Genomic DNA, 20,080 nt, shown 5'->3' with positions numbered 1-20,080 from the left:
TCTTCTCCATTCAGGGTCAGTTGAGGTGAAGAAAATGAACATCATTCTAGCGATCGACCGCAGATTTGAAGAAGTATTGCTCGTCATTTTCTCGACCATCATGGTCAGTGTCATTTTCCTGCAAGTCGCGATGCGTGTGTCGGGAAATTCATTGTCCTGGTCAGAGGAACTCGGACGGTACTGCTTCATTTGGTTAGTGTATATCGGAATCAGTTACGGAGTGAAGAAGCAGCGTCATATCAAAGTAGACGTCATGCTGCTTTTACTTAAAGGAAAAGCAAAATTATTGCTCGCGATCATTGCGAATCTACTATTCTTAGTTTTCAGTTTGTATGTTGTCGTCAATGGCTACAGCATTGCTTCCCAGTTACTATCGTTCGGCCAGCAGTCACCGGCCTTACATATACCGATGGGACTTGTTTACATGGCGACACCAGTCGGATTTGCCCTAACAGCGATCCGTCTCGTACAAAACTTGATTGTGCAGATCAAAATGTTGATTGGTAAAAAAGAACTCGATGTCGACGATGAACGCGATCGTATGCAGAAGCAGGAAGGAGAGGATGAATCATGACAACAATCGTATTATTCGGGACATTCGCCCTCTTCCTTTTGCTTAGTGTACCGATTGGAATCGCTCTCGGATTATCGACACTTGCGACCATCTTCTATACTGGCGCCATTCCGGTTCAGTTTTTAATGAAGGAACTCGTCACATCTGTCGACTCATTCCCATTAATGGCCGTTCCCTTTTTCATCTTAGCCGGTGAAATCATGGGGAAAGGCGGCATATCCGAAAGACTGTTCAACTTCGCGAACGCCCTCGTTGGTAACAAAACAGGTGGATTTGCGATGGCGACCATCGTTACATGTATGTTCTTTGCAGCGATTTCCGGTTCCGGACCGGCAACCGTTGCAGCCATCGGTGGGATTATGATCCCTGCCATGGTAAGACAGGGATATGATAAAAAGTTCGCGACAGCTACCGTAGCTGCTGCAGGTTCCATTGGTGTCATCATTCCTCCAAGTATTCCGATGGTCATCTACGGAGTTGTAGGTGGAGCTTCCATCGGAGACATGTTCATCGCAGGAATTATCCCAGGATTTATCGTCGGTGGAGCACTTCTTGCTTGGGCGTACATTTATTCAAGACAACAAGGGTATAAAGGTCTGGCAGAGAAAACGTCCCTCGCAAACATCGGAAAAACATTCTGGGAAGCCAAATGGGCACTTGTCATCCCGGTCATCATCCTGGGTGGAATCTACGGCGGAATTTTCACACCGACAGAAGCAGCTGTTATTGCTGTTGTGTACGGTATGATTGCCGGCTTGTTCCTATACGGTGAACTCAGCATCAAAGACATGCCGAAAATTTTCGCAGATTCTGCTTTGACGACAGCGACTGTCCTCATCATTGTTGGGTCCGCAACAGCCTTCGGTCGTCTGTTGACGATCGAGCAGATCCCGACACAAGTAGCCAACTTCATGTTGTCTATTTCGGAAAATGAGATCATTCTTATTCTGTTGATCACATTGCTTCTGCTCATTGTCGGATGTTTCATGGATACGCTGGCAGCAATCATCATCTTGACGCCGATCCTGCTTCCGATTGCAGTAAACCTTGGTTACGATCCGATCCACTTCGGAATCATCATGGTCGTGAACCTGGCGATTGGTTTCATTACACCACCACTTGGCGTAAACTTGTTCGTCGGATCCGGAATCTCCGGGCTCTCCATCGAACAGCTGTCCCGAGCGATCATCCCATACTTTTTTGCGATGATCTTCTCGTTACTGATGATTACGTTTATTCCAGAGTTATCTCTATGGTTGATCAGCTTCGCTGAATGATGAAAAAAGGACTGACCCTCCTTGTACGTCACCCGAGATCCCTTGCTTTTAGGCAAGGGGTTTTTCGGTTTATGGCTGGATTGTTATAAGACTTGAGTTTGAGATGTTTTGGGGTTCGTTGCTGAGTTGAGCGTCAGGGGTGGCTGGGAAGCAACTCGCTTTCCTGTGGGGGAGCGCCGAGCTTCCTCGGGCTACCGCCCTGCGGGATCTCGTCTATCTCCTTCTCCCACGGGAGTCTCGCAGCTTCCCAACCATCCCATTTGAAAATAAGAGAAACGAACCCACGTTTACTGATGGAGCGTCTACTCATAACCACTGATTTATCGAGAAAAAACGCCCTATATCAAGCTCTCACCACTGGTGTTCCTGATCATGGATATTTAAATTCCTACACCTCCCTTATGCTAAAAAGCTACTTATTCAGGAGGGGGGTCGAGAATCTCATAGGTTTAGGGGCGGAGGGGGATGGCGAGACTCCTGCGGGAAAAGAGTGCTTGGTGAGACCCCGCAAGGCGTGAGCCTGAGGAGACTCACCGCGCTCCCGCGGAAAGCGAGTCATCCCCCGCAGCCCCGATCCACCTCACTAAATGTCTCGAACCTGGGTCTTCCACAATCGGGAGCTATAGTGGAAGAATGAAAAGTTAGTATAATGAAATCAATCAGTTAAAAAAGAAAGGCGGTGCGGACGCTGTCTAATGGATGGCGGGACGCAGCCGAACGGTACTTTTGTTATGAGTGTATTCATCCAAGTCGTATTGCCGGTTATTCTGATCTTCGGAGCTGGCTTTACCATACAAAAAATCGCTAAATTAGATGTGAAATCTGTATCGACGATCGCGCTGTATGTGATGCTGCCCTGTTTGGTTTTCCAAACATTTTACGAAGCGGATTTGAATGGAGAATATTTGATGATGCTTGTCTTCTCCGGACTGTTGCTTTTCAGCATTCTTGGGATCAACAAGATTGTCAGTAAGGTGAAAAACTACGATCAGAGCATGGAGAGCGGGTTGATTTTATCGACGGCGTTCATGAATTCCGGGAACTACGGCGTACCGATCATTCTGTTTGCTTTCGGTGAAGAAGGCTTTGTTTACTCCGTTTCCTTTATGGTCCTTCAGGCGATCATTATGAACTTTTTCGGCGTGTACTATGCGGCTAAAGGTACATCTGGATTGAAAATGGCGTTGCTTTCTGTTTTGAAAATGCCGCCGACGTATGCAGTACTTGTGGCACTTCCGATGAACCTTGGGGGAGTGCCTGTGCCTGAGAACCTCATGAACAGCATCGACTTGCTTGCAGCCGCGACGGTTCCGATGGTGATGGTCGTACTCGGCATGCAGCTCGCAGGAATTCCATTGAGAAACCTGGAATGGCCGAAAGTTTCCTATGCAACGACTCTTCGTCTTGTCGGTTCACCACTCATCGCCTTCGTTTTGACATTAGTGTTGCCGATGAGTGACATGATGGCCGCCGTGCTGATTGTTTCCGCTGCGATGCCATCGGCTGCAACGACGACAATTTATGCCGTCCAGTTCAACTCGAAGCCTGACCTTGTTTCAAGCATCACTTTAGTGACGACGTTATTCAGTATCGTCACCATTCCTATACTATTGAACCTATTCATTTAAAGGAGGAGTAAAGAAATGAGCGAAAAAGTATCCAAAGATGTGAAGGTACACATGAAAGAAACCCAAACAATTATGGAGCTGTCCCAGATCATCCAGAGCTACGATTCAGAAATCATTCTGAAGAAAGTGGTCCAGGGAAGCGTGCACGAAGCCAACCTGAAAAGCTTCCTCGGACTGATCAACTTGAGGCTGCAAGAAGGCGACGAAATTGAAGTCATCTGCATAGGCCCCGATGCCGCCCAAGCCCTAGAAGAAGTTGAAACCTTCCTTCAGCCTTAATTGGGATTTTATGTAAGACCTGGTCATCCATTACTTGGGTGACCAGGTCTTACTTTATTTGCCAGTTGAACAAAAAACTCATACTGCTTCACGTCTTGGAAATAAGACAGAATGGTTGAGGTTGTAACGAACTCGGAGTAATAAGGATTGGGGGATAAATAGTGGGCGTAACTGCTCCACTTGTAGTCTTCAGGCTGGAAGGTGATGAGTGCCCGGCAAGGATTCAAGTGAATGTAGCGGCTGACTTGAAGCACGGCATTCACATCATTTTCAAGTTTCGCTTTATAGGGGCCTTCGAAAAGATGACCTACATAGCCATATTTCTTGTTGAAGTACATCGCGTATTGGGAGTGGAGATCTTTCATGAAGGTACCCGGTGGAAGTTCGATTGTTTCGATGAGAAGGTGTACGTGGTTGGACATGAGGCAAAAAGAGTGGAGGTGGAACGGATGGGAAAGCTTAGCTTCCTGCAACAGGGTTAAATACTTATACCTGTCTTTCTCATCATAAAAAATATCTGCTTTTCGGTTTCCTCTGGCCGTAATATGGTACCAGGCTTTCGGAAACCATCGACGTTTACGCATAACATCAATCCTTCCTCATTCAAATTCACACCTCTCCTTTATTCGACAAAAGCACTCAAACTCCTGCACCATTTCCAAATATTGTTGTACCAGGTCTTACAATTTCTGGTGTACCAGGTCATACAAATAATTCCATTAATAATTCCGATATGATTCCACATTTAATTCCGTAACAAAAAAGATCCGTCGTTTTAGACGGATCTTTTTTATGTGGAGCTTTGTTTTTTCTTTTCTTTCCAGAACATGTAGAGGTTCAGGCATAGAAACGCGACACTGAAGATGGCGCTGAACGTCGACATTTCGATGGCGTTCGTGAACCATCCCAGAATTAAATAAATGAGAAAAAATCCGGCAAAACCGAGATAAAGCATCGTCTCTTCCTTTCCATAAAACGTCGCTTCCATTATAACATTCTATGGAACGTGGAGGAAAATCACGATCATTCCGGTGGATACATGTGAAAACGGTAGACGGTGAATTCATTGCCATCTTCGATGCTGTAGGACTGAATGGGGAGGTGGGCAAATAGTGTGCCGTCGGTTTGTTCGATGGAGATGTCGAGTACAAGTTCTCGATCTTCTAACAGGGGCAGGGGAAAAGGGTTGACGATTTCAACCATCCATTCGTAAGCCAAACGCTCGAGGAAGGCATGGGTGAATGTTGTAGGCGCATCATCGAGCCAAATATTCGCAAGAGGAAACAAGGATCGGGACGTTTGTTCCAAAGAGGACTCCTCCGTTTTTCTTAGGATAATAGTACTTTCCCTTTTTATTCCACTAATAAACCGCTGGATACTTTCCTTTTAATTTGTTTCCGGGCTCTTTTAATAGTAGAAGGACTTTTACCAGATAAACGAGCAATTTCTGCCACAGTATAACCGATATAGGTTTGCTCAAAAATGATTTGTTCATTAAGGGTGAGAGATGAGTAATGCTGGATGTCAAAAAGGAGAAGAGGCTCTTTCAGAGGGTCTTTCTCTAGAGGTTTTTGTTGGATGGAGAAGAAATGGACGGCTTCCCTGTCGCGACGGTTTTTTCGGTTCTCCGTTTGGAAATGCCTGTACAGGGTTTGAAAGAAAAAGGTGGAGAATTTGCTTCGTTCGGGGTCATACCTTTCCACACATCGCGCGTAAATGAGGTAGCTTTCCTGCTGGCAGTCTTCATAGGGCTCAGGGAGTTTCCAACGACGCAGGCAGGAATGGATAAGACGTTGATATTCATGGAATTCGAGGATAGAATCTTTCATGACACACTCCTTTCTATATATCTATTATCCTGTATTTCCCAATGAATGGGAAGCGAAAATCAATTTTTCCCTAGAGAAAAATTGAAAAATTTGCAAAAACATGACACCAAAACCCTTTTTTCTATCGATTATAGTATGAAGGATTATTTAGGAGGGTGTGTCTTGGTCACAGATGAAATGTTTGAAAGACTAGTATCAGAAAGTGAAGATTTGATCCATTACCATATTCATAAGCTGAAAATCTGGGACAGAAATGGAGACTTTTATGCCGAAGGTCTTTTTGCTTTATGGAATGCTTACCGTACATACGACCCAGAAGCGGGAACATTGAAGTCATACATGCACTGGAAAGTCCGCAACGCCTTGATTGATAAAATTCGCAAAGACTCAAGAACGTATGAACAGGAAGAAGAGATCGCCGAGCAGATGGTGCAGGAAGGGCGCGATACATGGGAAGACGAGATTACGGATGAACTTCTATGGAAACAGGTGAAGGCGAGCCTCACACCTAACCAGTGGAAGTGGGTGTATCACTATATCATCATGGACCGTTCCATTGCGCAGATTGCCCATTTGGAAAAAGTAACCCCGGACGCCGTGAAAAACTGGGGCAGACACGCAAGGAAAAAACTGAAGGAACTTGGAACGAACATGTAAAAAGCCCCGGAGAAGTCCCCGAGACTTTGCGCTTATCTATTAATAGTTATGTTAATTTTGCTCAGTCCCAAGGCGCGTGCCGCTTTAATCATGCGGGCAGCTTCTTGCTCTGCATCCTGGATATGGACGTCATTTCTGGATATGCTCAGCGTCGTCCCGCCAGACAACATAGTCGCATCCTCTGATGTATTTTGATCTTCTTTAATAGACAAAAACGATTGTGGTTGTTCTTCAATCATATCTTCCTGACGCATACGATTGACGCGTCCGCGAATCTTACGACCGTGATACACGACGCTCGCATACGGGCATCCTGTCTCAGCAGCGATTTCTCGGTAGTTTTTATCTGTCTCGCCGATCAGACGCTTTACTTCGCTGAGGTCATAGTCGTACTGCTTACTCTTCTTCGCCATTTCGAATCCCCCTTTTTATTTTCTAGTAACATTGTATACAAATTTCACTCATAATAATAGTAGGAGTTAGTAATTCTTTAAATCTTTTAAATTTACTTACAGTTGTTGTAAACTATTAGGTATGTCAAAAGAAATGATAATAGAAAGTGTGACTTATTTTGTTTAAGAGAGTTATTTATAGTTTATTACCCCTGGGTGTAATGGGGTTGATTTTTTTCTTTTCTTCCCAACCTTATGAACAACAAGACCTACGTCCAACAATGAATTTTTATATGAATTTGGACCTATTAAAACCATTTCTGACTCTGATTGAATTTACCTATTACGGGGAGACGATCAATATAGAAAACCGTGGAGTCGATGGAATGCTTGAGTTTCTCATTCGGAAAGCCGCCCACTTGGCCGTATTTTTCCTCCTCATGGTCACAACATTTCTCGCTCTTCATCACAACACTAATTGGAGATTTAATAGAAAGGTGATCGTTTCTTACATAATCACCGTTCTCTATGCTTGTTTTGACGAGTATCACCAGTCGCTCACGCCAAACCGCACACCCTATGTTGGGGATGTGGTGTTGGATAGTGTAGGTGGTTTGATCGGGGTCTGCTTGATTCTTTTCTTTTTCTTAAGAAAAAGGAATCTTAAACGTTAATGCTGGATGTTCGTTCTGATATATAGCGCGCCAAAGGAAGGTCGAATCGCGCCAAAGGAAGGCCGAATCGCGCCAAATGGGGGCCAGATCGAGCCAAAGGGAAGCCGGATCGCGCCAAAGGGAGGCCAGATCGCGCCAAAGGGAGGCCAGGTCGCGCCAAATGGGGGCCAGATCGCGCCAAAGGGAAGCCGGATTGCGCCAAAGGAAGGCCGAGTCGCGCCCAAAGGGAGCGCAGGTCGCACCAAAAAGCACGATCCACAGAAATGGGAAACCTTTGAAGAGAAAGCAAAAAAAGAGAACCAGCGGATGATCCAGCTGGTTCTCTTTGCTATTTTTCAGGAGCTAATACGAATGTTTCGGCACCACTCAGATTCACTTGAAGCGGTTCGACTTGGTAATCTTCCAGAGCCAATTCAAGCCGTTTTCGTTTACCTTTATCCCATACATCAAAAAGGGCGACGGTGGTCGGTCCTGCCCCACTGATGTAGTGGCCGAGCGATTGTTCTTTTTCCAGGATCTCTTTAAAAGAAGAGAATCCAGGAATGAGAACCTGCCGGTAAGGCTGATGCCAGCGGTCGCTCTGCATCATTTTGCCGGCAAGCGGCCAATTTTTCGTAGCTAATGCGGCGACGAGGACATTGGCGCTTCCGCTATTGTTGACCGCCTGTTTGTAGTCCATTTCCACAGGCAGCAATCCACGTGCTTTTTCTGTTTCCAAATGATAGTCCGGAATGATCGCGAGCCAGGTCAAATCATCCATTCCTTCTGTAAAATGGACATAATCCAAGTGCTCGCCATCGTAATTGGACACCATGATCCCGCCAAAGATCGCAGGCCCTACATTGTCGGGGTGCCCCTCGATTTCGCAGGCGATTTTGAACTTCTCATAACGGCTCAAGCCGAGCCCGAGGAGATGATCGGCCAGTTCGATTCCTCCGACGACTGCGGTCGATGAGCTGCCGAGGCCGCGGGCGATCGGCACATCATTCGTTAGCTCTACATGGGTCGGAGGAAGCTCTTCATAACCCATGGCTTCTGCTGTGAATAACGCTGTTTTGTAAATCAGGTTGCTTTTACCCGAAGGAATATAGGGTTGGTCTTCTTCAGGAACGGAAAAAAACCACTGATCGGCCGGCTGACAGTCAAGCGTCACGTATTTTGATAGGGCAATGCCGACGGAATCAAATCCCGGGCCAAGGTTTGCGGATGTTGCTGGCACTCGGATTTGAAACCGGCTCATGATTGGACACCTGTCACTGCAGAAGCGAAAATGTTGTAGTCATTTTCAATGAGCGTCGGTTTGACCGGACTCTGTTCCATCGCTGTGGTTGGATCCTTCAACCCGTTCCCTGTTAACACATGAACGATTTTAGAACCTTGTGGAATCGTGCCGTCTTTCACTTTTTTGATCATACCTGCGATGGAAGCACAGGAGGCCGGCTCAGCGAAGACGCCTTCTTTTTCCGCTAAATATTGATAGGCTTCAACGATTTCGTCGTCTGTCACTTCATCAATCAGACCATTTGATTCATCGCGTGCGCTTAACGCTTTATCCCAGCTTGCCGGGTTACCGATCCGGATCGCTGTCGCCAGTGTTTCCGGATCTTCGATGATCTGGTTACGCACAATCGCCGCAGAACCGCTTGCCTCAAAGCCCATCATCTGCGGCAGACCAGAACCATGTCGCTCATTGTATTCTTTGAACCCTCTCCAGTACGCCGTAATGTTTCCGGCATTACCAACAGGGATGCTTAAAATATCCGGTGCAGAGCCAAGGGCATCACAGACTTCGAATGCGGCCGTTTTCTGACCTTCGATGCGGTAAGGGTTCACAGAGTTCACGAGTGTAACAGGTTCATTCTCCGCCATTTTCCGGACCATACGAAGAGCGTCATCAAAGTTCCCTTTGATTGCAAAAATTTCCGCGCCGTACATGACCGCCTGCGCCAGTTTTCCTTCTGCGATTTTCCCATCAGGAATGACAACGATGCAGCGCAGCCCTGCCCTGGCGGCAAACGCAGCAGCCGAAGCGGAAGTGTTCCCTGTTGAAGCACAAATGACAGCCTCTGAACCTTCCTCGATCGCTTTTGCCATCGCCATCACCATACCGCGGTCCTTGAAGGAGCCTGTCGGGTTCGCTCCTTCAATTTTTACATAGCCTTCAATTCCAAGGTCCTGCGAGATGGACGGAATCGGAAGGAGAGGAGTATTCCCCTCATGCAACGTCAGCTTTGGTGTTTTTTCGGAAACGGGTAAAAACTCTCCATACTCATGAATCAATCCACGCCACATGTCAGTTTCCTCCTTCTACACGGAATATGCTGTCGATGCTTCTTACAGAATCGAGCGACTCAATGTCCTGAATCGCTTTTTCAAAATCTTCCTCACTCACCTGGTGGGTCACCATCATCAATTCACGTTCCCCTTCATGATCTGTGGAACGCTGGGTGAACTGATCGAAGGAGAGGTCGTATTGAGCGAAAATGTTCGTCAGGTCGTTCAGCATTCCGGCTTTGTCATCGACGTGAAGACGGATATACTTCTTCGTCAGCTGATCTTTTTTCGCTTTGACCTGCTTCGGAAATTGCGGCTGTACATACGCCGTACCTGTCGTACCAAGGCGGATGTTTTTCAATACGGCGATTAAGTCCGCGACAACGGCAGTCGCTGTCGGAAGTTTACCGGCACCTGGTCCGTAGAACATCGTTTCGCCAACAGCATCCCCATACACATAAACCGCATTGAATTCATCATTAACAGAAGAAAGCGGGTGTTGAATTGGAAGTAATGTCGGCTCGACACTGACAGAAACTCCATTGTGGTTATTTTCCGCAATGCCGATCAGCTTGATGCGATACCCCAGCTCTTCGGCATAGGTAATGTCATCAGAAGAAATGCCTCGGATTCCTTTGATATCCACATCTTCTAAACTATAAGGCATAGAAAAACCTAAGATTGATAGAATTGTCATCTTTCTAGCCGCATCCAGACCGTCCACATCAGCTGTCGGATCTGCCTCTGCGAAACCAAGATCCTGCGCTTCTTTCAAGACGCTGTCAAAATCAACGCCGTCCTGCGCCATCTTCGTCATGATATAGTTCGTCGTCCCGTTAACGATTCCCATCATCTTTGTAATACGATCGGAGGACAAGCCATCCATGATCGAACGGATGATTGGAATGCCACCGGCCACACTCGCTTCATAATACAAGTCACAGTTATGCTTTTGGCAAGCTTCGAAAAGTTGCTCTCCGTGCTGGGCGACAAGATCCTTGTTCGCCGTTACGATGTGTTTCCCGTGTTCAATTGCTTCTAATAATATAGTAAGCGTGTGATCGATCCCACCCATCACCTCTACGATGACATCAATCTCCGGATCTCTCGTAATATCCTGGTACTGATCCGTCAACTGGGTCTCAGCCGGAACCTCGCGGGGCTTAGACATGTCACTGACGAGCACAGATTTAATCGTGACATCACACCCTGTCTTATGTTCAATGCGTTCTTTATGATCGCGGAGGATCTCAATCACTCCACTTCCGACCGTACCAAGTCCTAGTAGTCCTACGGTAATGGCTTTATTCATCGTTCACACTCCTTGTCTACTTGAAATAAACATTATTCTTTGTATAAAGGACATTGTAACGGAAAGGAAATTGAAGCACAAGACCGAATTATCCGACGATTTAATTATCCAGATATTGTATGACCTGGTACACCAATAAATGGAAGTTGAACTTCCCGTTATAGACACCATTTTTAGTGACCTGGTCATACATATTATGGAAGAAAGATTAAAGGAATTTACGGAACATTTACAAATGGTTAATGAAGAGCTAAAAAAAGAGTTTTATGACCACTTTTATACAAAGAAACTAAATTCTGAATCTATATTAAGGAGAAAATACATTTTTTTAGAATAATTTATTGTAAATTTTGTAAGGTCGAATAGAGAAGAAGATTAGGAGATATTGACTATTTATGTAAGGTACTTTATAACTAATATGAAAATATATTCCAGGAGGTGAGAAGTATGAAATATGGGGGATCCCCGATGCTGCCAATTTCATTAATGCTTTACGATCGTTACATTAATGATCTTGTACAGAAATGGGGTGTATATACGAGAAAAGATGAATTTATTCGAGAAGGCATGAGGACGGCCTATCGAGTACACAAAGAAAAAGAAAATGTTTGTAATCAAGATACGATGCATATGGAAGTTTGTGGTGAAATCCACAAATCCCTACTTAATTTTTTCCCCTCAGATTAAAATCACACATGGAGCAGGAAAGAAAAGAAGGCCGCTAGCCTACCTCAGCGACCTTCTTTTTTTTATGGAAATGATAGGGAGACCAGGTCATACAAATATTAACATCAACAATTCATATAATAGAATCCCCATAAACAGGCCTTATTCTATTGATGGTAATAAAAGGTGTACCAGGTCATACATATATTTCCATAAGAGAACCCTCCAACTAAAATGTTACAATAATAGGAGCGGTTGCATAGTTTATTAGCTCTCGGTGTAAAAGGTAAAGAAAAAGAAAAGATTTCTATCTAAATACGCCGAAAAAACAGGAATTCCACCAAATAGTGGCGAATGAAAAGAACTAGAGAAGAACGAGTAGGAATCCTATGTTGGGGTGGGCTGACTCCCCTGTTACTAATCAAAATTCCGCTCTTAGAAAATGACTTCCCTAAATAGTTAAAGAAAAATAATCACGAAGGAGTGTTGTGCATGTGGAAAAATGATTACAACCGTTGGAAAGGATTTACCGAACTTGATGCCGATCTTGCATCAAATCTAGAAGAACTAACATCAGATGAGCAATCTTTGGAAGATGCTTTCTACAAGAACCTGGAATTCGGGACAGGTGGAATGCGCGGAAAGCTCGGACCAGGAACAAACCGCATGAACATCTACACAGTGAGAAAAGCAGCCGAGGGTCTGGCTACGTATGTCAATGATCAGGGCTTGTCCAACAGGGGCGTAGCGATCGCTTATGACTCTCGATATATGTCCAAGGAGTTTGCTGTTGAAACTGCTCGTGTCCTTGGTCACCACGGCATTCCTTCTTACGTATTCACGTCCTTAAGACCGACACCGGAATTATCTTTTGCTGTCCGTCATTTGAACGCGGCTGCAGGCGTTGTCGTAACGGCAAGCCACAACCCGCCGGAATACAATGGTTTCAAAGCCTACAACGAGGACGGCGGTCAACTTCCTCCTGAGCAGGCGGAAATCATGATCGATTTTGTGAACAAAGTGGAAAACGAATTGAAAGTCGAAGCAGCTGATCAGCAGGAGCTTGAAGAAAAAGGACTGCTTCGCTGGATTGATGATGAAGTTGATGCGGCTTATCTGGAAGCACTGAAAGGTGTAACCGTCCAGCCGGATATCAAAAAGGACCTATCCCTCGTGTTCACACCACTGCACGGAACCGCTCGTGATCTTGTGGAAAAAGGACTGGAGCAAAGTGGATTCACGTCTATTCATATCGTAGAAGAACAAGCAAAGCCGGATCCTGAATTTTCTACCGTCGCATCTCCGAACCCTGAGGAACATCAGGCTTTCGAAATGGCGATTGAACAAGGGAAAGCCATCGGTGCTGACTTATTGATGGCGACAGATCCTGATGCCGACCGCCTTGGGATTGCTGTTCCGAACGAAAAAGGCGAATATGTCGTCCTTACAGGTAACCAGACTGGAGCGCTTTTACTGGATTACATCCTCGGTCAATCCGAACAATTGCCGAAAAACGGTCTCCTGATCAAGACGATTGTAACGTCTGAATTCGGTCGGGTCATCGCAAACTCCTACGGCATCCGTTCCCTTGATACATTAACAGGATTCAAATTCATCGGGGAAAAAATCCGTGAATATGAGCAAAGTGGAGAGCACACGTTCATGTTCGGTTATGAGGAAAGCTACGGGTATCTCGTCAAAGACTTTGCCCGTGATAAAGACGCCGTCCAGGCTGCTGTCCTTGCAGCAGAAGTTGGTGCGCACTGGAAGAATCAAGGCAAAACGCTGCTGGACGCTCTTGATGAGTTGTATGAAAAGCACGGCTACTTCCTGGAAGACCTTCAATCCATGAAGCTCGAAGGGAAATCAGGGACTGAACAAATCCAGGCTATCATGGAGGACTTCCGTAACGCTGAAATCAAAGAAGCGGGTGGGAAGAAAGTCGTTGCTATCGAAGATTACGCGACGACCATTCGTAAACATGTCCAGGACGGCACCGAAGAGGAAATCGATCTTCCGACATCCAATGTCGTCAAGTTCATCCTCGAAGACGATTGTTGGTTCTGCTTACGCCCATCAGGCACAGAACCGAAGATCAAGTTTTATTACGGTGTGAAGTCCGGGACTAGAAAAGAAAGTGAAGAACTACTGGCCGCAGTGAAAGCAACCGTTAACGAACGCTTGCATGCGCTCATCTAAATAAAAAACCTCGATTCCGTTTCCCACGGAGTCGAGGTTTTTTATTATGGATTTACGTTAAGTCGTTATGAACCTACGTTAGGGCGCTATGCTCCTCAGTTAGGTCGTTATCCATCATCGTTAAGTCACTATGCACCCACCCGTCAACACCATCCTCAAAACAAACGAACACCCACAGCCCATTCCATATAAATCGCTTTCATTTTGTTGACAAATACGCGATAATAGAATAAAATACTGAAAATTCAGATTTAATGAAAAAGGGGTGGGCCCATGTTGAACATAAAAATGCTTAAGCCATACTATGTTAAAGAAGACAAACGCTTCATTCGAGTCGTTCTAGCCTACCAGTACTTTTCGCTATTTATTGACAACGAGTTGTATCAGTTCATCCCAATGGAATCAAGAGAAATTATAATCGACCGCAATCGTCAACGGGTGCATAACGTTTTCGATATATTCGTCTTCCAGCGAGGCAAGAAAATGGTTTATGTTTCTGTCTCTGATTTACTGCAACTGCCTGAGTTTATCAAGCACCTTCATTCGATTGTGTCGCCGTATTATGAAGAGGGGATCGAAATCAGTCAGCAATCATCTAAAGAAGTGAAGGAAATCATCCGTGAATTAGAAAAAAACAACCTTCGACGCCTCATCGACAAGGCGATCGATCAAAATGATGAAGACGCCTTCCGTCTTCTCACTGAAAAATGGAATAACATGTACACGTAAAAATACCCAGGTATGACCAGTCTCATACCTGGGCATTTTTAAAAAAACTATATTCTACATAAAACTACAATTAATTTATAGAAAAATCAGAAAATTATCTGAAATATGTGATAAAAAAGTGAATAATATTAAATTTCCATCTATACCCATCTATTATACTAGTAATTAGTAAAAGAAATAACAAAAAACCCAAGGACTCTTGGGAATAGGGTAGGACCGTTCACGAGACTAATCTCACAGATTTGACCATTATAGGGGGAGGTTGACCGGATGGAGACACTGATTAGAGATTGTAAATTGGATGACGAATGGGTTTCACTTTTAAAAGAAGCAAAAGAGCTTGGTTTAAGCGTGGAAGAAGTCAAAAGCTTTTTGAATAATGACCATAGGAAAAAGAAAATGGTCTGACACCCTCTTGAGTGGGTGTTATTTTTTTGTCATCAAAGATATAATAGTGAGTAAAAAGATGGTGTGGAGAGGGGGGGCTTTATGACCAAATATGAAATTATCAATCTTTTAAAGGACTGTTCCATCGTACTACGCACACCGGTTTTGTTGATTAATGACCGGAATAAGTTGTCTTACCATTTTCCTGATAGCTTTCAAAAGCCACCGAAAGTAGTGAGGTCTTTACATCGAAGTTACATAAATGAAAGCAGAAAGCGGCCATACACCTTACAAATGTTCACAGATTCATATGATCAATACCTTTTTTTATACCCTATTAAGGTGGAGCTGGATAAGGAGTTCATTTTGGGTATAGGACCTTTTCTTCAAGAAGAAGTTGTGAGGAAGCACATAAAGATGAATCTTGTCATGAACGACCTTGATGTAAAATATGAGGAACAGTTCGTGCAATATTTCGAACAGCTTCCGGTTCTCAATCAAGTGCAGATTAGTTCAATGAAACGGATCCTGGACCTATTATTACCTCAAAAAATAAACGATACGAACAAAGCTATTGAGGAAGAGAAAATGCGTAAACAATATCAAAACTTCACCAAAACTCTTCGTTCTTATCCTGAAGTAGTTGCGTCTAAGCAGCATTTTATTGAGCTATTTAAAAAAGGGGATTCGAGAGCCTTAGAACAGTATAAGGTCCACCGGGAGAAAAGCTTGGCAAGCCCAAATGTCCGCACTATGAAAAACCAATTGATCAGACTTGTTTCTGAGTTAGGTCTTATATGTGTTGAAAAAGGAATCCAACGGGACGAAATGGATTCACTCTGTGATTTTTATATTAATTTCTTAGAATCTCAAGAGACTATTGATAGCTTAGAGTCTCTGGAACAGAATATTCTTCAGTCATTTTTAGACCGAATGAAAAAAAGGGATGAAAACCCTAAACATTCACCTCTTGTTGAAAGAACGCAAAAACACATCTTTCAAAACCTAACTAAAGACCTGACATTAAAGGGAATAGCGGAAACGCTAAATGTGAACCCTAATTACTTATCTGGTATATTTACAAAAGAAAAAGGTGTTTCCATTACACAGTTCATAAATCAGCAGCGAGTAAAGGAAGCAAAGGAGCTGCTTTGTATTACTCAGCATTCCTTGATGGATATCAGTATTTTGCTTGGTTACAATAGTCAAAGCTACTTTACGAGAGTATTTAAAAGTATTGAAGGAATTGGACCAAAAGAGTTCAGGCAAAAATATCAAAACACACAAGACTAAACAATCGGCATTATCCGATTGTTTTTTTAATCGAATTGTTCTTAAAAGAGAATTATGTTGAGTATTTATGAGAAAATAGGAGAAAAGTTACTAATTTTCGTTCTTAATAGTGGAATACAAACATTTCCATCAAGTATGAATAGCATTATAATATTCTTTATAAAGAACAAATGAAATTAAAATGTACGCTAGTAAAAGGGTAGCGGAAGGTGAGGGAAGACACTTGATGTCAATAGGTGAAAAGGTACGTACCTTACGTGTAGGGAAGGGGTTATCAGTCAATGAGTTCGCTAAACAATCAGGAGTTTCCAAATCTTATATAAGTAATATTGAGAGGGGAGTTCAAAAAAACCCATCTTTAATAATCATGGGGAAGCTTGCTAAAACTTTAGGCGTATCCTTGGAAGAGCTGCTCACACACAAGTATGCGGAGGAGACAGGCCAAGATATTAATTGAGCATTTAGTAAAAAGGGGACGAATGGATGCTTACTAAAGGAGAGCGAAGGATTGACCCTGAGTGGGTAGAGTTGATTAAAGAATCAAAAGAATTGGGGCTATCCATAAAAGAAATTGAGGAGTTCCTTCAACATGGACAAGTACCTATCTCCTGAATGAAGTAATAGGAGGGAAGGGTTTTGAAGAATAAAGTCATGTTTAGACGTGAAGCCGCTCGTAAAAATATTTGTACAAAAGCCTACCCTCCAATCCCTATCAGAGGTTCCGGCACGCTTGATTTGAGTGGGGTTGTAGATCAGTATTCACAATTGAAGCTAAAGGCTGGATGGAGAATATACACATCGTTCGATTATGTATATGCAATGGTCAACGAAGAGACGGGTACAGATGATTTGATGGCTGGTATTACAGGTGATGAATCTCCGCTCTCATATCTCCAGGCAACGGTGTGTTATCATCATTTAATGGAATACAGTGTTAATAAAACGGACCTTATTTCACAGGCGATTTTGGATGACGATTACTTAAGACAGCTGAACTTGATGGGAAAGTGGAACATTAGAAATATCAAGAGAAGTCTTAATCCAGTATTTTTTTATGATTCCCTCATGCATCCTGTAGTTATTTTGTTTACTTACCACCAGGAAGGTATTCAAGTGATTCAAAAACACATACACAGATTTAATTGTGAGAGTTATAAGCTAAAGACCTTACAACGGAATTGGGCAATATTATCATAAAAAGGGTATAAGACCGGTTGCTTTTGCACGGTACTTATACCCTTTATTCACAGAATTCTTTAAAAAACATATCATATTAGTAACATTCTTCTTTTCAAAATATAGGAACTAAGCTATGATAAAAGAATCATATAAAGCTTTTGACATATTTCCCCGGAAATAATAATTTCCTTGAAACTTTTATAACTTTATGTCGTCTAATTGACTAGATACATAAGATGCCGTCAGAAAAAGTTGTTTAAGAACGAACACTTAGGTAAATAGAAGAATAATAGAATTTTTAAAGAAAAGGTGGGTAGCATGGAAAACTTACAAGAAGTGTTGCAAAATATCATTCAGAAAACCGAGAACTCAGAACTGCTATCATCCAAAGAAGTCATTGATCATATAATTGAACAATTACAACAATAGATCGGGCATCCGTAAACCATTTGTTTGCGGGTGTTTTTGCGTTAAATATAAGTCTGAAAATGTGATAACACGTTTGCATCTATATGATATAATGTAATCGCCTTAATCACGCAAAAATGAGAAGTTAGCGAGGATTCATATGAACATCTACTTAGAAATGACAATTGCGATTATTCTATCAATGGCTGTCAGCTATTTGCTTGTCTTTCCAGTCATGAAGCTTGCAGTGAAATGGAAAATGATGGACTACCCTGAATTAAGGAAAATTCATAAGGAAATCACTCCGCGTATGGGTGGATTAGCTATATTCGGAGGTGCGACAGCTGGCATTTTGTTTATTCGTCCAGAACTTCCCTATATTATCCCTATTTGTATTGGGGCCACCATTATTGTCGTGACGGGTCTTCTGGATGATCGTTTCCAAATCCGTCCGATTATGAAGCTAGGGGGTCAAGTATTAGCAGCGGCCGTCTTAATTTTCTCCGGGTTGAAAATAGATGTGATGAGCATTCCGTTTGTTGGTATGGTGAGTTTGAACGAACCAGTTAGTATCATCTTTACATTCTTGTGGATCATTGGGATAACGAATGCGATTAATTTAATTGATGGGTTGGATGGTTTAGCAGCTGGAGTATCAACAATTTCTCTCATAAGTATTGCTGTTATGGCACTAGCAATTGAACCCCAAGTAGCCATCGTGTATTTATGTGTGGTGTTAATAGGGAGTAACATCGGGTTCTTGTTTCATAACTTTTACCCAGCAAAAATATATATGGGGGATACCGGATCACTGTTTTTAGGTTATTCTATGGCGGTCATATCCATGGTCGGTTTGTTCAAAAACGTGACCCTATTCAGTTTCATCATTCCAATTATTGTTTTAGCTATTCCAGTGTTTGATACATTATTCTCTATTTTAAGACGAATTATAAATAAGCAAAAAATCATGATGCCGGACAATAAGCACATTCATTACCAAATTCTAGCGGCAGGTTTCAGTCATCGTACAACCGTTTTGATCATTTATGGGTTCAGTGCGTTGTTTGGGTTTTTGGCATTGCTGTTCTCCCTGACTTCTTTCGGTGTGTCACTGATTATTACATTTGTACTTCTTTTCCTTCTTCATCTGTTTGCTGAAATGACGGGTGTTGTCTATAGGGGAAAGAGACCGGTAATCGATCTTTTTTCAAAAGGTCAAAAAAAGAAAGACGAATCATAAAAGATGCTTGCTGATTTTCATAATCAGCAAGCATTTTTTATGATTAAAAAGAATCCACGTCGCCTGGTGTAATAAACCACATGTTTGAATCATTCATTTGTGTCGTGCCTTCTGCAATTTCTTTTCCGACCAATGGCATGGGGCTGTCTTTGTGAACAAAACCGTGAGCCTTCATTGCTTTTGCTGCGTGTGTGTGTGGCAGTGCCCAGCTTTGGATCATATCGGATTCCCCTAGTATTTGAACCACTTCAATTAATAGAGCATTCCATGCCTCCTCATCCACAGCCAGCCAATCGATCAGCAGTCCATTTCGAAAAGAGTTCTTTTGCTCTTTGGTAACCGCATACCCGCATAATTTTTCATTTTTATATAAGGCGTGCAGTTCATAATAATTTGTTGGATGATCAAGATATCTCCAATTTAAATAGGCGGCATCTCGAATGATTAAGGCTTCTGACAGGTGGCGGGTTTCATTCGCAAGATCATCAAAGGTTTGATCGCATTTAGAAATTTTTTTCATATGGTAACGATGGTCTGAGGAGGGTTTATTCTTAATTAAGCCCACAATTTTATCCAAGGGTTTGAACAATCGGAAAGCAGAAAACCTGCTTGCTAATAAGGAAAACGGCTTCTGGATAGAAACCCATCTGGGCATATCGGTCATATGGGTCGCATTTGTGTACCGGATGAACAGTTCTTTAGCTTTCGGTGCAGGAAAGCCGTATATAAAATCGACGCTTTCTGCCTCAGCTTCTTCTAATAGTACCTCATTTAACTTTCGGTAAATTCCTTTCCCCCGGGCAGATGGATCGACCATCGTATCGACACGTAACCCTATCGTTGCTCTTTTCCCATGGAAAAAAGCCTCCGTAAGCCACAAACTGATATGACCTAGGATTTGATCGTTCTCTTCATATACAAGGATAAAAGGCTTTTCTTGTTTCGGGTTGTCTTTAAATTTCCATTCCCATTCAGATAGAGGCCTTTCATGATTGAATGTTTTTGTGAATAAGGACTGAATTTGCGTTTCGTCCCCTTTTTGGTATCTTCTTACGGACATAGAATTCGTTCCTTTCAAATATG

General features: G+C 43.1%; 24 protein-coding genes. 15 read left to right on the top strand and 9 right to left on the bottom strand.

Going from position 1 to position 20,080, the window contains the following annotated elements; genetic code table 11:
- Positions 1-34 precede the first annotated feature (34 nt).
- The 4 genes from ACJA3J_RS18855 to ACJA3J_RS18840 all read left to right on the top strand — a co-directional run bounded on the left by ACJA3J_RS18855 (position 35) and on the right by ACJA3J_RS18840 (position 3,758).
- The gene (locus ACJA3J_RS18855; RefSeq protein WP_406944987.1) at positions 35-574 is read left to right on the top strand and encodes a TRAP transporter small permease; all 540 of its coding nucleotides are present in this window, start codon (positions 35-37) and stop codon (positions 572-574) included.
- On the top strand, positions 571-1,851 hold the full coding sequence (locus ACJA3J_RS18850) for a TRAP transporter large permease (protein ID WP_115823919.1): 1,281 nt from the start codon (positions 571-573) through the stop codon (positions 1,849-1,851). The genes ACJA3J_RS18855 and ACJA3J_RS18850 overlap by 4 nt, the downstream gene beginning before the upstream one ends.
- 731 nt (positions 1,852-2,582) lie before the next feature.
- Positions 2,583-3,479, top strand: coding sequence for an AEC family transporter (locus ACJA3J_RS18845; RefSeq protein ID WP_089652073.1), 897 nt, complete (start codon positions 2,583-2,585; stop codon positions 3,477-3,479).
- A 15-nt stretch (positions 3,480-3,494) separates the two neighbouring features.
- Positions 3,495-3,758 (top strand): HPr family phosphocarrier protein, encoded by a 264-nt coding sequence (locus ACJA3J_RS18840; RefSeq protein ID WP_406944986.1) that lies wholly within the window; start codon positions 3,495-3,497, stop codon positions 3,756-3,758.
- A gap of 23 nt (positions 3,759-3,781) precedes the next feature.
- On the opposite strand, the gene ACJA3J_RS18835 is transcribed toward ACJA3J_RS18840, so the two are convergent.
- The 4 genes from ACJA3J_RS18835 to ACJA3J_RS18820 all read right to left on the bottom strand — a co-directional run bounded on the left by ACJA3J_RS18835 (position 3,782) and on the right by ACJA3J_RS18820 (position 5,587).
- Positions 3,782-4,342: a transposase gene (locus tag ACJA3J_RS18835; RefSeq protein ID WP_406944985.1), complete on the bottom strand. Its 561-nt coding sequence runs from the start codon at positions 4,340-4,342 to the stop codon at positions 3,782-3,784.
- Between the two features lie 206 nt (positions 4,343-4,548).
- On the bottom strand, positions 4,549-4,746 hold the full coding sequence (locus ACJA3J_RS18830; RefSeq protein WP_089651984.1) for a hypothetical protein: 198 nt from the start codon (positions 4,744-4,746) through the stop codon (positions 4,549-4,551).
- A gap of 35 nt (positions 4,747-4,781) precedes the next feature.
- Complete coding sequence (locus tag ACJA3J_RS18825) at positions 4,782-5,066, bottom strand: hypothetical protein (protein WP_406944984.1); 285 nt, start codon at positions 5,064-5,066, stop codon at positions 4,782-4,784.
- Positions 5,067-5,110: 44 nt separating this feature from the next.
- Positions 5,111-5,587, bottom strand: coding sequence for a sigma-70 family RNA polymerase sigma factor (locus tag ACJA3J_RS18820; protein ID WP_406944983.1), 477 nt, complete (start codon positions 5,585-5,587; stop codon positions 5,111-5,113).
- Between the two features lie 162 nt (positions 5,588-5,749).
- Here ACJA3J_RS18820 and ACJA3J_RS18815 point away from each other — a divergent pair, with 162 nt between their 5' ends.
- Positions 5,750-6,244 carry a sigma-70 family RNA polymerase sigma factor gene (locus ACJA3J_RS18815; RefSeq protein WP_258871236.1) on the top strand — a complete coding sequence of 165 codons (495 nt, stop codon included), beginning with the start codon at positions 5,750-5,752 and terminating at the stop codon, positions 6,242-6,244.
- Positions 6,245-6,276: 32 nt separating this feature from the next.
- On the opposite strand, the gene ACJA3J_RS18810 is transcribed toward ACJA3J_RS18815, so the two are convergent.
- Positions 6,277-6,657 (bottom strand): hypothetical protein, encoded by a 381-nt coding sequence (locus ACJA3J_RS18810; protein WP_089651982.1) that lies wholly within the window; start codon positions 6,655-6,657, stop codon positions 6,277-6,279.
- A 200-nt stretch (positions 6,658-6,857) separates the two neighbouring features.
- Here ACJA3J_RS18810 and ACJA3J_RS18805 point away from each other — a divergent pair, with 200 nt between their 5' ends.
- On the top strand, positions 6,858-7,310 hold the full coding sequence (locus ACJA3J_RS18805; RefSeq protein ID WP_406946328.1) for a VanZ family protein: 453 nt from the start codon (positions 6,858-6,860) through the stop codon (positions 7,308-7,310).
- A gap of 328 nt (positions 7,311-7,638) precedes the next feature.
- Here the strand turns inward: ACJA3J_RS18805 and thrB are convergent, their stop codons facing one another.
- The 3 genes from thrB to ACJA3J_RS18790 are packed head-to-tail and all read right to left on the bottom strand — an operon-like array spanning position 7,639 to position 10,896.
- Positions 7,639-8,550, bottom strand: coding sequence for a homoserine kinase (gene thrB / locus ACJA3J_RS18800; RefSeq protein ID WP_406944982.1), 912 nt, complete (start codon positions 8,548-8,550; stop codon positions 7,639-7,641).
- Positions 8,547-9,602, bottom strand: a complete 1,056-nt coding sequence (gene thrC / locus ACJA3J_RS18795; protein ID WP_406944981.1) for a threonine synthase — start codon at positions 9,600-9,602, stop codon at positions 8,547-8,549. The genes thrB and thrC overlap by 4 nt, the downstream gene beginning before the upstream one ends.
- Before the next feature lies 1 nt (position 9,603).
- Positions 9,604-10,896, bottom strand: a complete 1,293-nt coding sequence (locus ACJA3J_RS18790) for a homoserine dehydrogenase (RefSeq protein ID WP_406944980.1) — start codon at positions 10,894-10,896, stop codon at positions 9,604-9,606.
- Positions 10,897-11,343: 447 nt separating this feature from the next.
- On the opposite strand from ACJA3J_RS18790, the gene ACJA3J_RS18785 reads away from it, so the two are divergent.
- The 9 genes from ACJA3J_RS18785 to ACJA3J_RS18745 all read left to right on the top strand — a co-directional run bounded on the left by ACJA3J_RS18785 (position 11,344) and on the right by ACJA3J_RS18745 (position 18,997).
- Positions 11,344-11,583: a hypothetical protein gene (locus tag ACJA3J_RS18785; RefSeq protein WP_406944979.1), complete on the top strand. Its 240-nt coding sequence runs from the start codon at positions 11,344-11,346 to the stop codon at positions 11,581-11,583.
- A gap of 471 nt (positions 11,584-12,054) precedes the next feature.
- Positions 12,055-13,761, top strand: coding sequence for a phospho-sugar mutase (locus ACJA3J_RS18780; protein WP_406944978.1), 1,707 nt, complete (start codon positions 12,055-12,057; stop codon positions 13,759-13,761).
- A gap of 273 nt (positions 13,762-14,034) precedes the next feature.
- Positions 14,035-14,490, top strand: coding sequence for an IDEAL domain-containing protein (locus ACJA3J_RS18775; protein ID WP_089651975.1), 456 nt, complete (start codon positions 14,035-14,037; stop codon positions 14,488-14,490).
- A 270-nt stretch (positions 14,491-14,760) separates the two neighbouring features.
- Positions 14,761-14,898, top strand: coding sequence for an anti-repressor SinI family protein (locus ACJA3J_RS18770; protein WP_406944977.1), 138 nt, complete (start codon positions 14,761-14,763; stop codon positions 14,896-14,898).
- 396 nt (positions 14,899-15,294) lie between these two features.
- A complete protein-coding gene (locus ACJA3J_RS18765; RefSeq protein WP_406944976.1) occupies positions 15,295-16,170 on the top strand; it encodes a helix-turn-helix domain-containing protein in 876 nt (291 codons plus the stop codon).
- A gap of 226 nt (positions 16,171-16,396) precedes the next feature.
- On the top strand, positions 16,397-16,627 hold the full coding sequence (locus ACJA3J_RS18760; RefSeq protein ID WP_406944975.1) for a helix-turn-helix domain-containing protein: 231 nt from the start codon (positions 16,397-16,399) through the stop codon (positions 16,625-16,627).
- 26 nt (positions 16,628-16,653) lie between these two features.
- Complete coding sequence (locus ACJA3J_RS18755; protein WP_406944974.1) at positions 16,654-16,782, top strand: anti-repressor SinI family protein; 129 nt, start codon at positions 16,654-16,656, stop codon at positions 16,780-16,782.
- Positions 16,783-16,806: 24 nt separating this feature from the next.
- The gene (locus ACJA3J_RS18750) at positions 16,807-17,367 is read left to right on the top strand and encodes a hypothetical protein (RefSeq protein ID WP_406944973.1); all 561 of its coding nucleotides are present in this window, start codon (positions 16,807-16,809) and stop codon (positions 17,365-17,367) included.
- A 550-nt stretch (positions 17,368-17,917) separates the two neighbouring features.
- The gene (locus tag ACJA3J_RS18745) at positions 17,918-18,997 is read left to right on the top strand and encodes a glycosyltransferase family 4 protein (protein ID WP_406944972.1); all 1,080 of its coding nucleotides are present in this window, start codon (positions 17,918-17,920) and stop codon (positions 18,995-18,997) included.
- A gap of 43 nt (positions 18,998-19,040) precedes the next feature.
- Here ACJA3J_RS18745 and ACJA3J_RS18740 read toward each other — a convergent pair whose 3' ends face one another.
- On the bottom strand, positions 19,041-20,057 hold the full coding sequence (locus tag ACJA3J_RS18740; RefSeq protein WP_406944971.1) for a GNAT family N-acetyltransferase: 1,017 nt from the start codon (positions 20,055-20,057) through the stop codon (positions 19,041-19,043).
- Between the last annotated feature and the right edge of the window lie 23 nt (positions 20,058-20,080).

This window comes from Halobacillus sp. SY10 (assembly GCF_045401165.1).
GTDB lineage: Bacteria > Bacillota > Bacilli > Bacillales > Halobacillaceae > Halobacillus > Halobacillus aidingensis.
Note: the sequence above shows the minus strand (reverse complement) of the source record. Positions and strands in the feature narration are given on the sequence as shown.

Coding starts and splice junctions, on each gene's coding strand:
- ACJA3J_RS18810 (WP_089651982.1), bottom strand. CDS start 6,657: ATGGCGAAGAAGAGTAAGCAGTACGACTATGACCTCAGCGAAGTAAAG.
- ACJA3J_RS18850 (WP_115823919.1), top strand. CDS start 571: ATGACAACAATCGTATTATTCGGGACATTCGCCCTCTTCCTTTTGCTT.
- thrB (WP_406944982.1), bottom strand. CDS start 8,550: ATGAGCCGGTTTCAAATCCGAGTGCCAGCAACATCCGCAAACCTTGGC.
- ACJA3J_RS18755 (WP_406944974.1), top strand. CDS start 16,654: ATGCTTACTAAAGGAGAGCGAAGGATTGACCCTGAGTGGGTAGAGTTG.
- thrC (WP_406944981.1), bottom strand. CDS start 9,602: ATGTGGCGTGGATTGATTCATGAGTATGGAGAGTTTTTACCCGTTTCC.
- ACJA3J_RS18785 (WP_406944979.1), top strand. CDS start 11,344: ATGAAATATGGGGGATCCCCGATGCTGCCAATTTCATTAATGCTTTAC.
- ACJA3J_RS18770 (WP_406944977.1), top strand. CDS start 14,761: ATGGAGACACTGATTAGAGATTGTAAATTGGATGACGAATGGGTTTCA.
- ACJA3J_RS18835 (WP_406944985.1), bottom strand. CDS start 4,342: ATGCGTAAACGTCGATGGTTTCCGAAAGCCTGGTACCATATTACGGCC.
- ACJA3J_RS18790 (WP_406944980.1), bottom strand. CDS start 10,896: ATGAATAAAGCCATTACCGTAGGACTACTAGGACTTGGTACGGTCGGA.
- ACJA3J_RS18765 (WP_406944976.1), top strand. CDS start 15,295: ATGAATCTTGTCATGAACGACCTTGATGTAAAATATGAGGAACAGTTC.
- ACJA3J_RS18745 (WP_406944972.1), top strand. CDS start 17,918: ATGAACATCTACTTAGAAATGACAATTGCGATTATTCTATCAATGGCT.
- ACJA3J_RS18820 (WP_406944983.1), bottom strand. CDS start 5,587: ATGAAAGATTCTATCCTCGAATTCCATGAATATCAACGTCTTATCCAT.
- ACJA3J_RS18805 (WP_406946328.1), top strand. CDS start 6,858: ATGGGGTTGATTTTTTTCTTTTCTTCCCAACCTTATGAACAACAAGAC.
- ACJA3J_RS18840 (WP_406944986.1), top strand. CDS start 3,495: ATGAGCGAAAAAGTATCCAAAGATGTGAAGGTACACATGAAAGAAACC.
- ACJA3J_RS18830 (WP_089651984.1), bottom strand. CDS start 4,746: ATGGAAGCGACGTTTTATGGAAAGGAAGAGACGATGCTTTATCTCGGT.
- ACJA3J_RS18845 (WP_089652073.1), top strand. CDS start 2,583: ATGAGTGTATTCATCCAAGTCGTATTGCCGGTTATTCTGATCTTCGGA.
- ACJA3J_RS18740 (WP_406944971.1), bottom strand. CDS start 20,057: ATGTCCGTAAGAAGATACCAAAAAGGGGACGAAACGCAAATTCAGTCC.
- ACJA3J_RS18775 (WP_089651975.1), top strand. CDS start 14,035: ATGTTGAACATAAAAATGCTTAAGCCATACTATGTTAAAGAAGACAAA.
- ACJA3J_RS18780 (WP_406944978.1), top strand. CDS start 12,055: ATGTGGAAAAATGATTACAACCGTTGGAAAGGATTTACCGAACTTGAT.
- ACJA3J_RS18855 (WP_406944987.1), top strand. CDS start 35: ATGAACATCATTCTAGCGATCGACCGCAGATTTGAAGAAGTATTGCTC.
- ACJA3J_RS18760 (WP_406944975.1), top strand. CDS start 16,397: ATGTCAATAGGTGAAAAGGTACGTACCTTACGTGTAGGGAAGGGGTTA.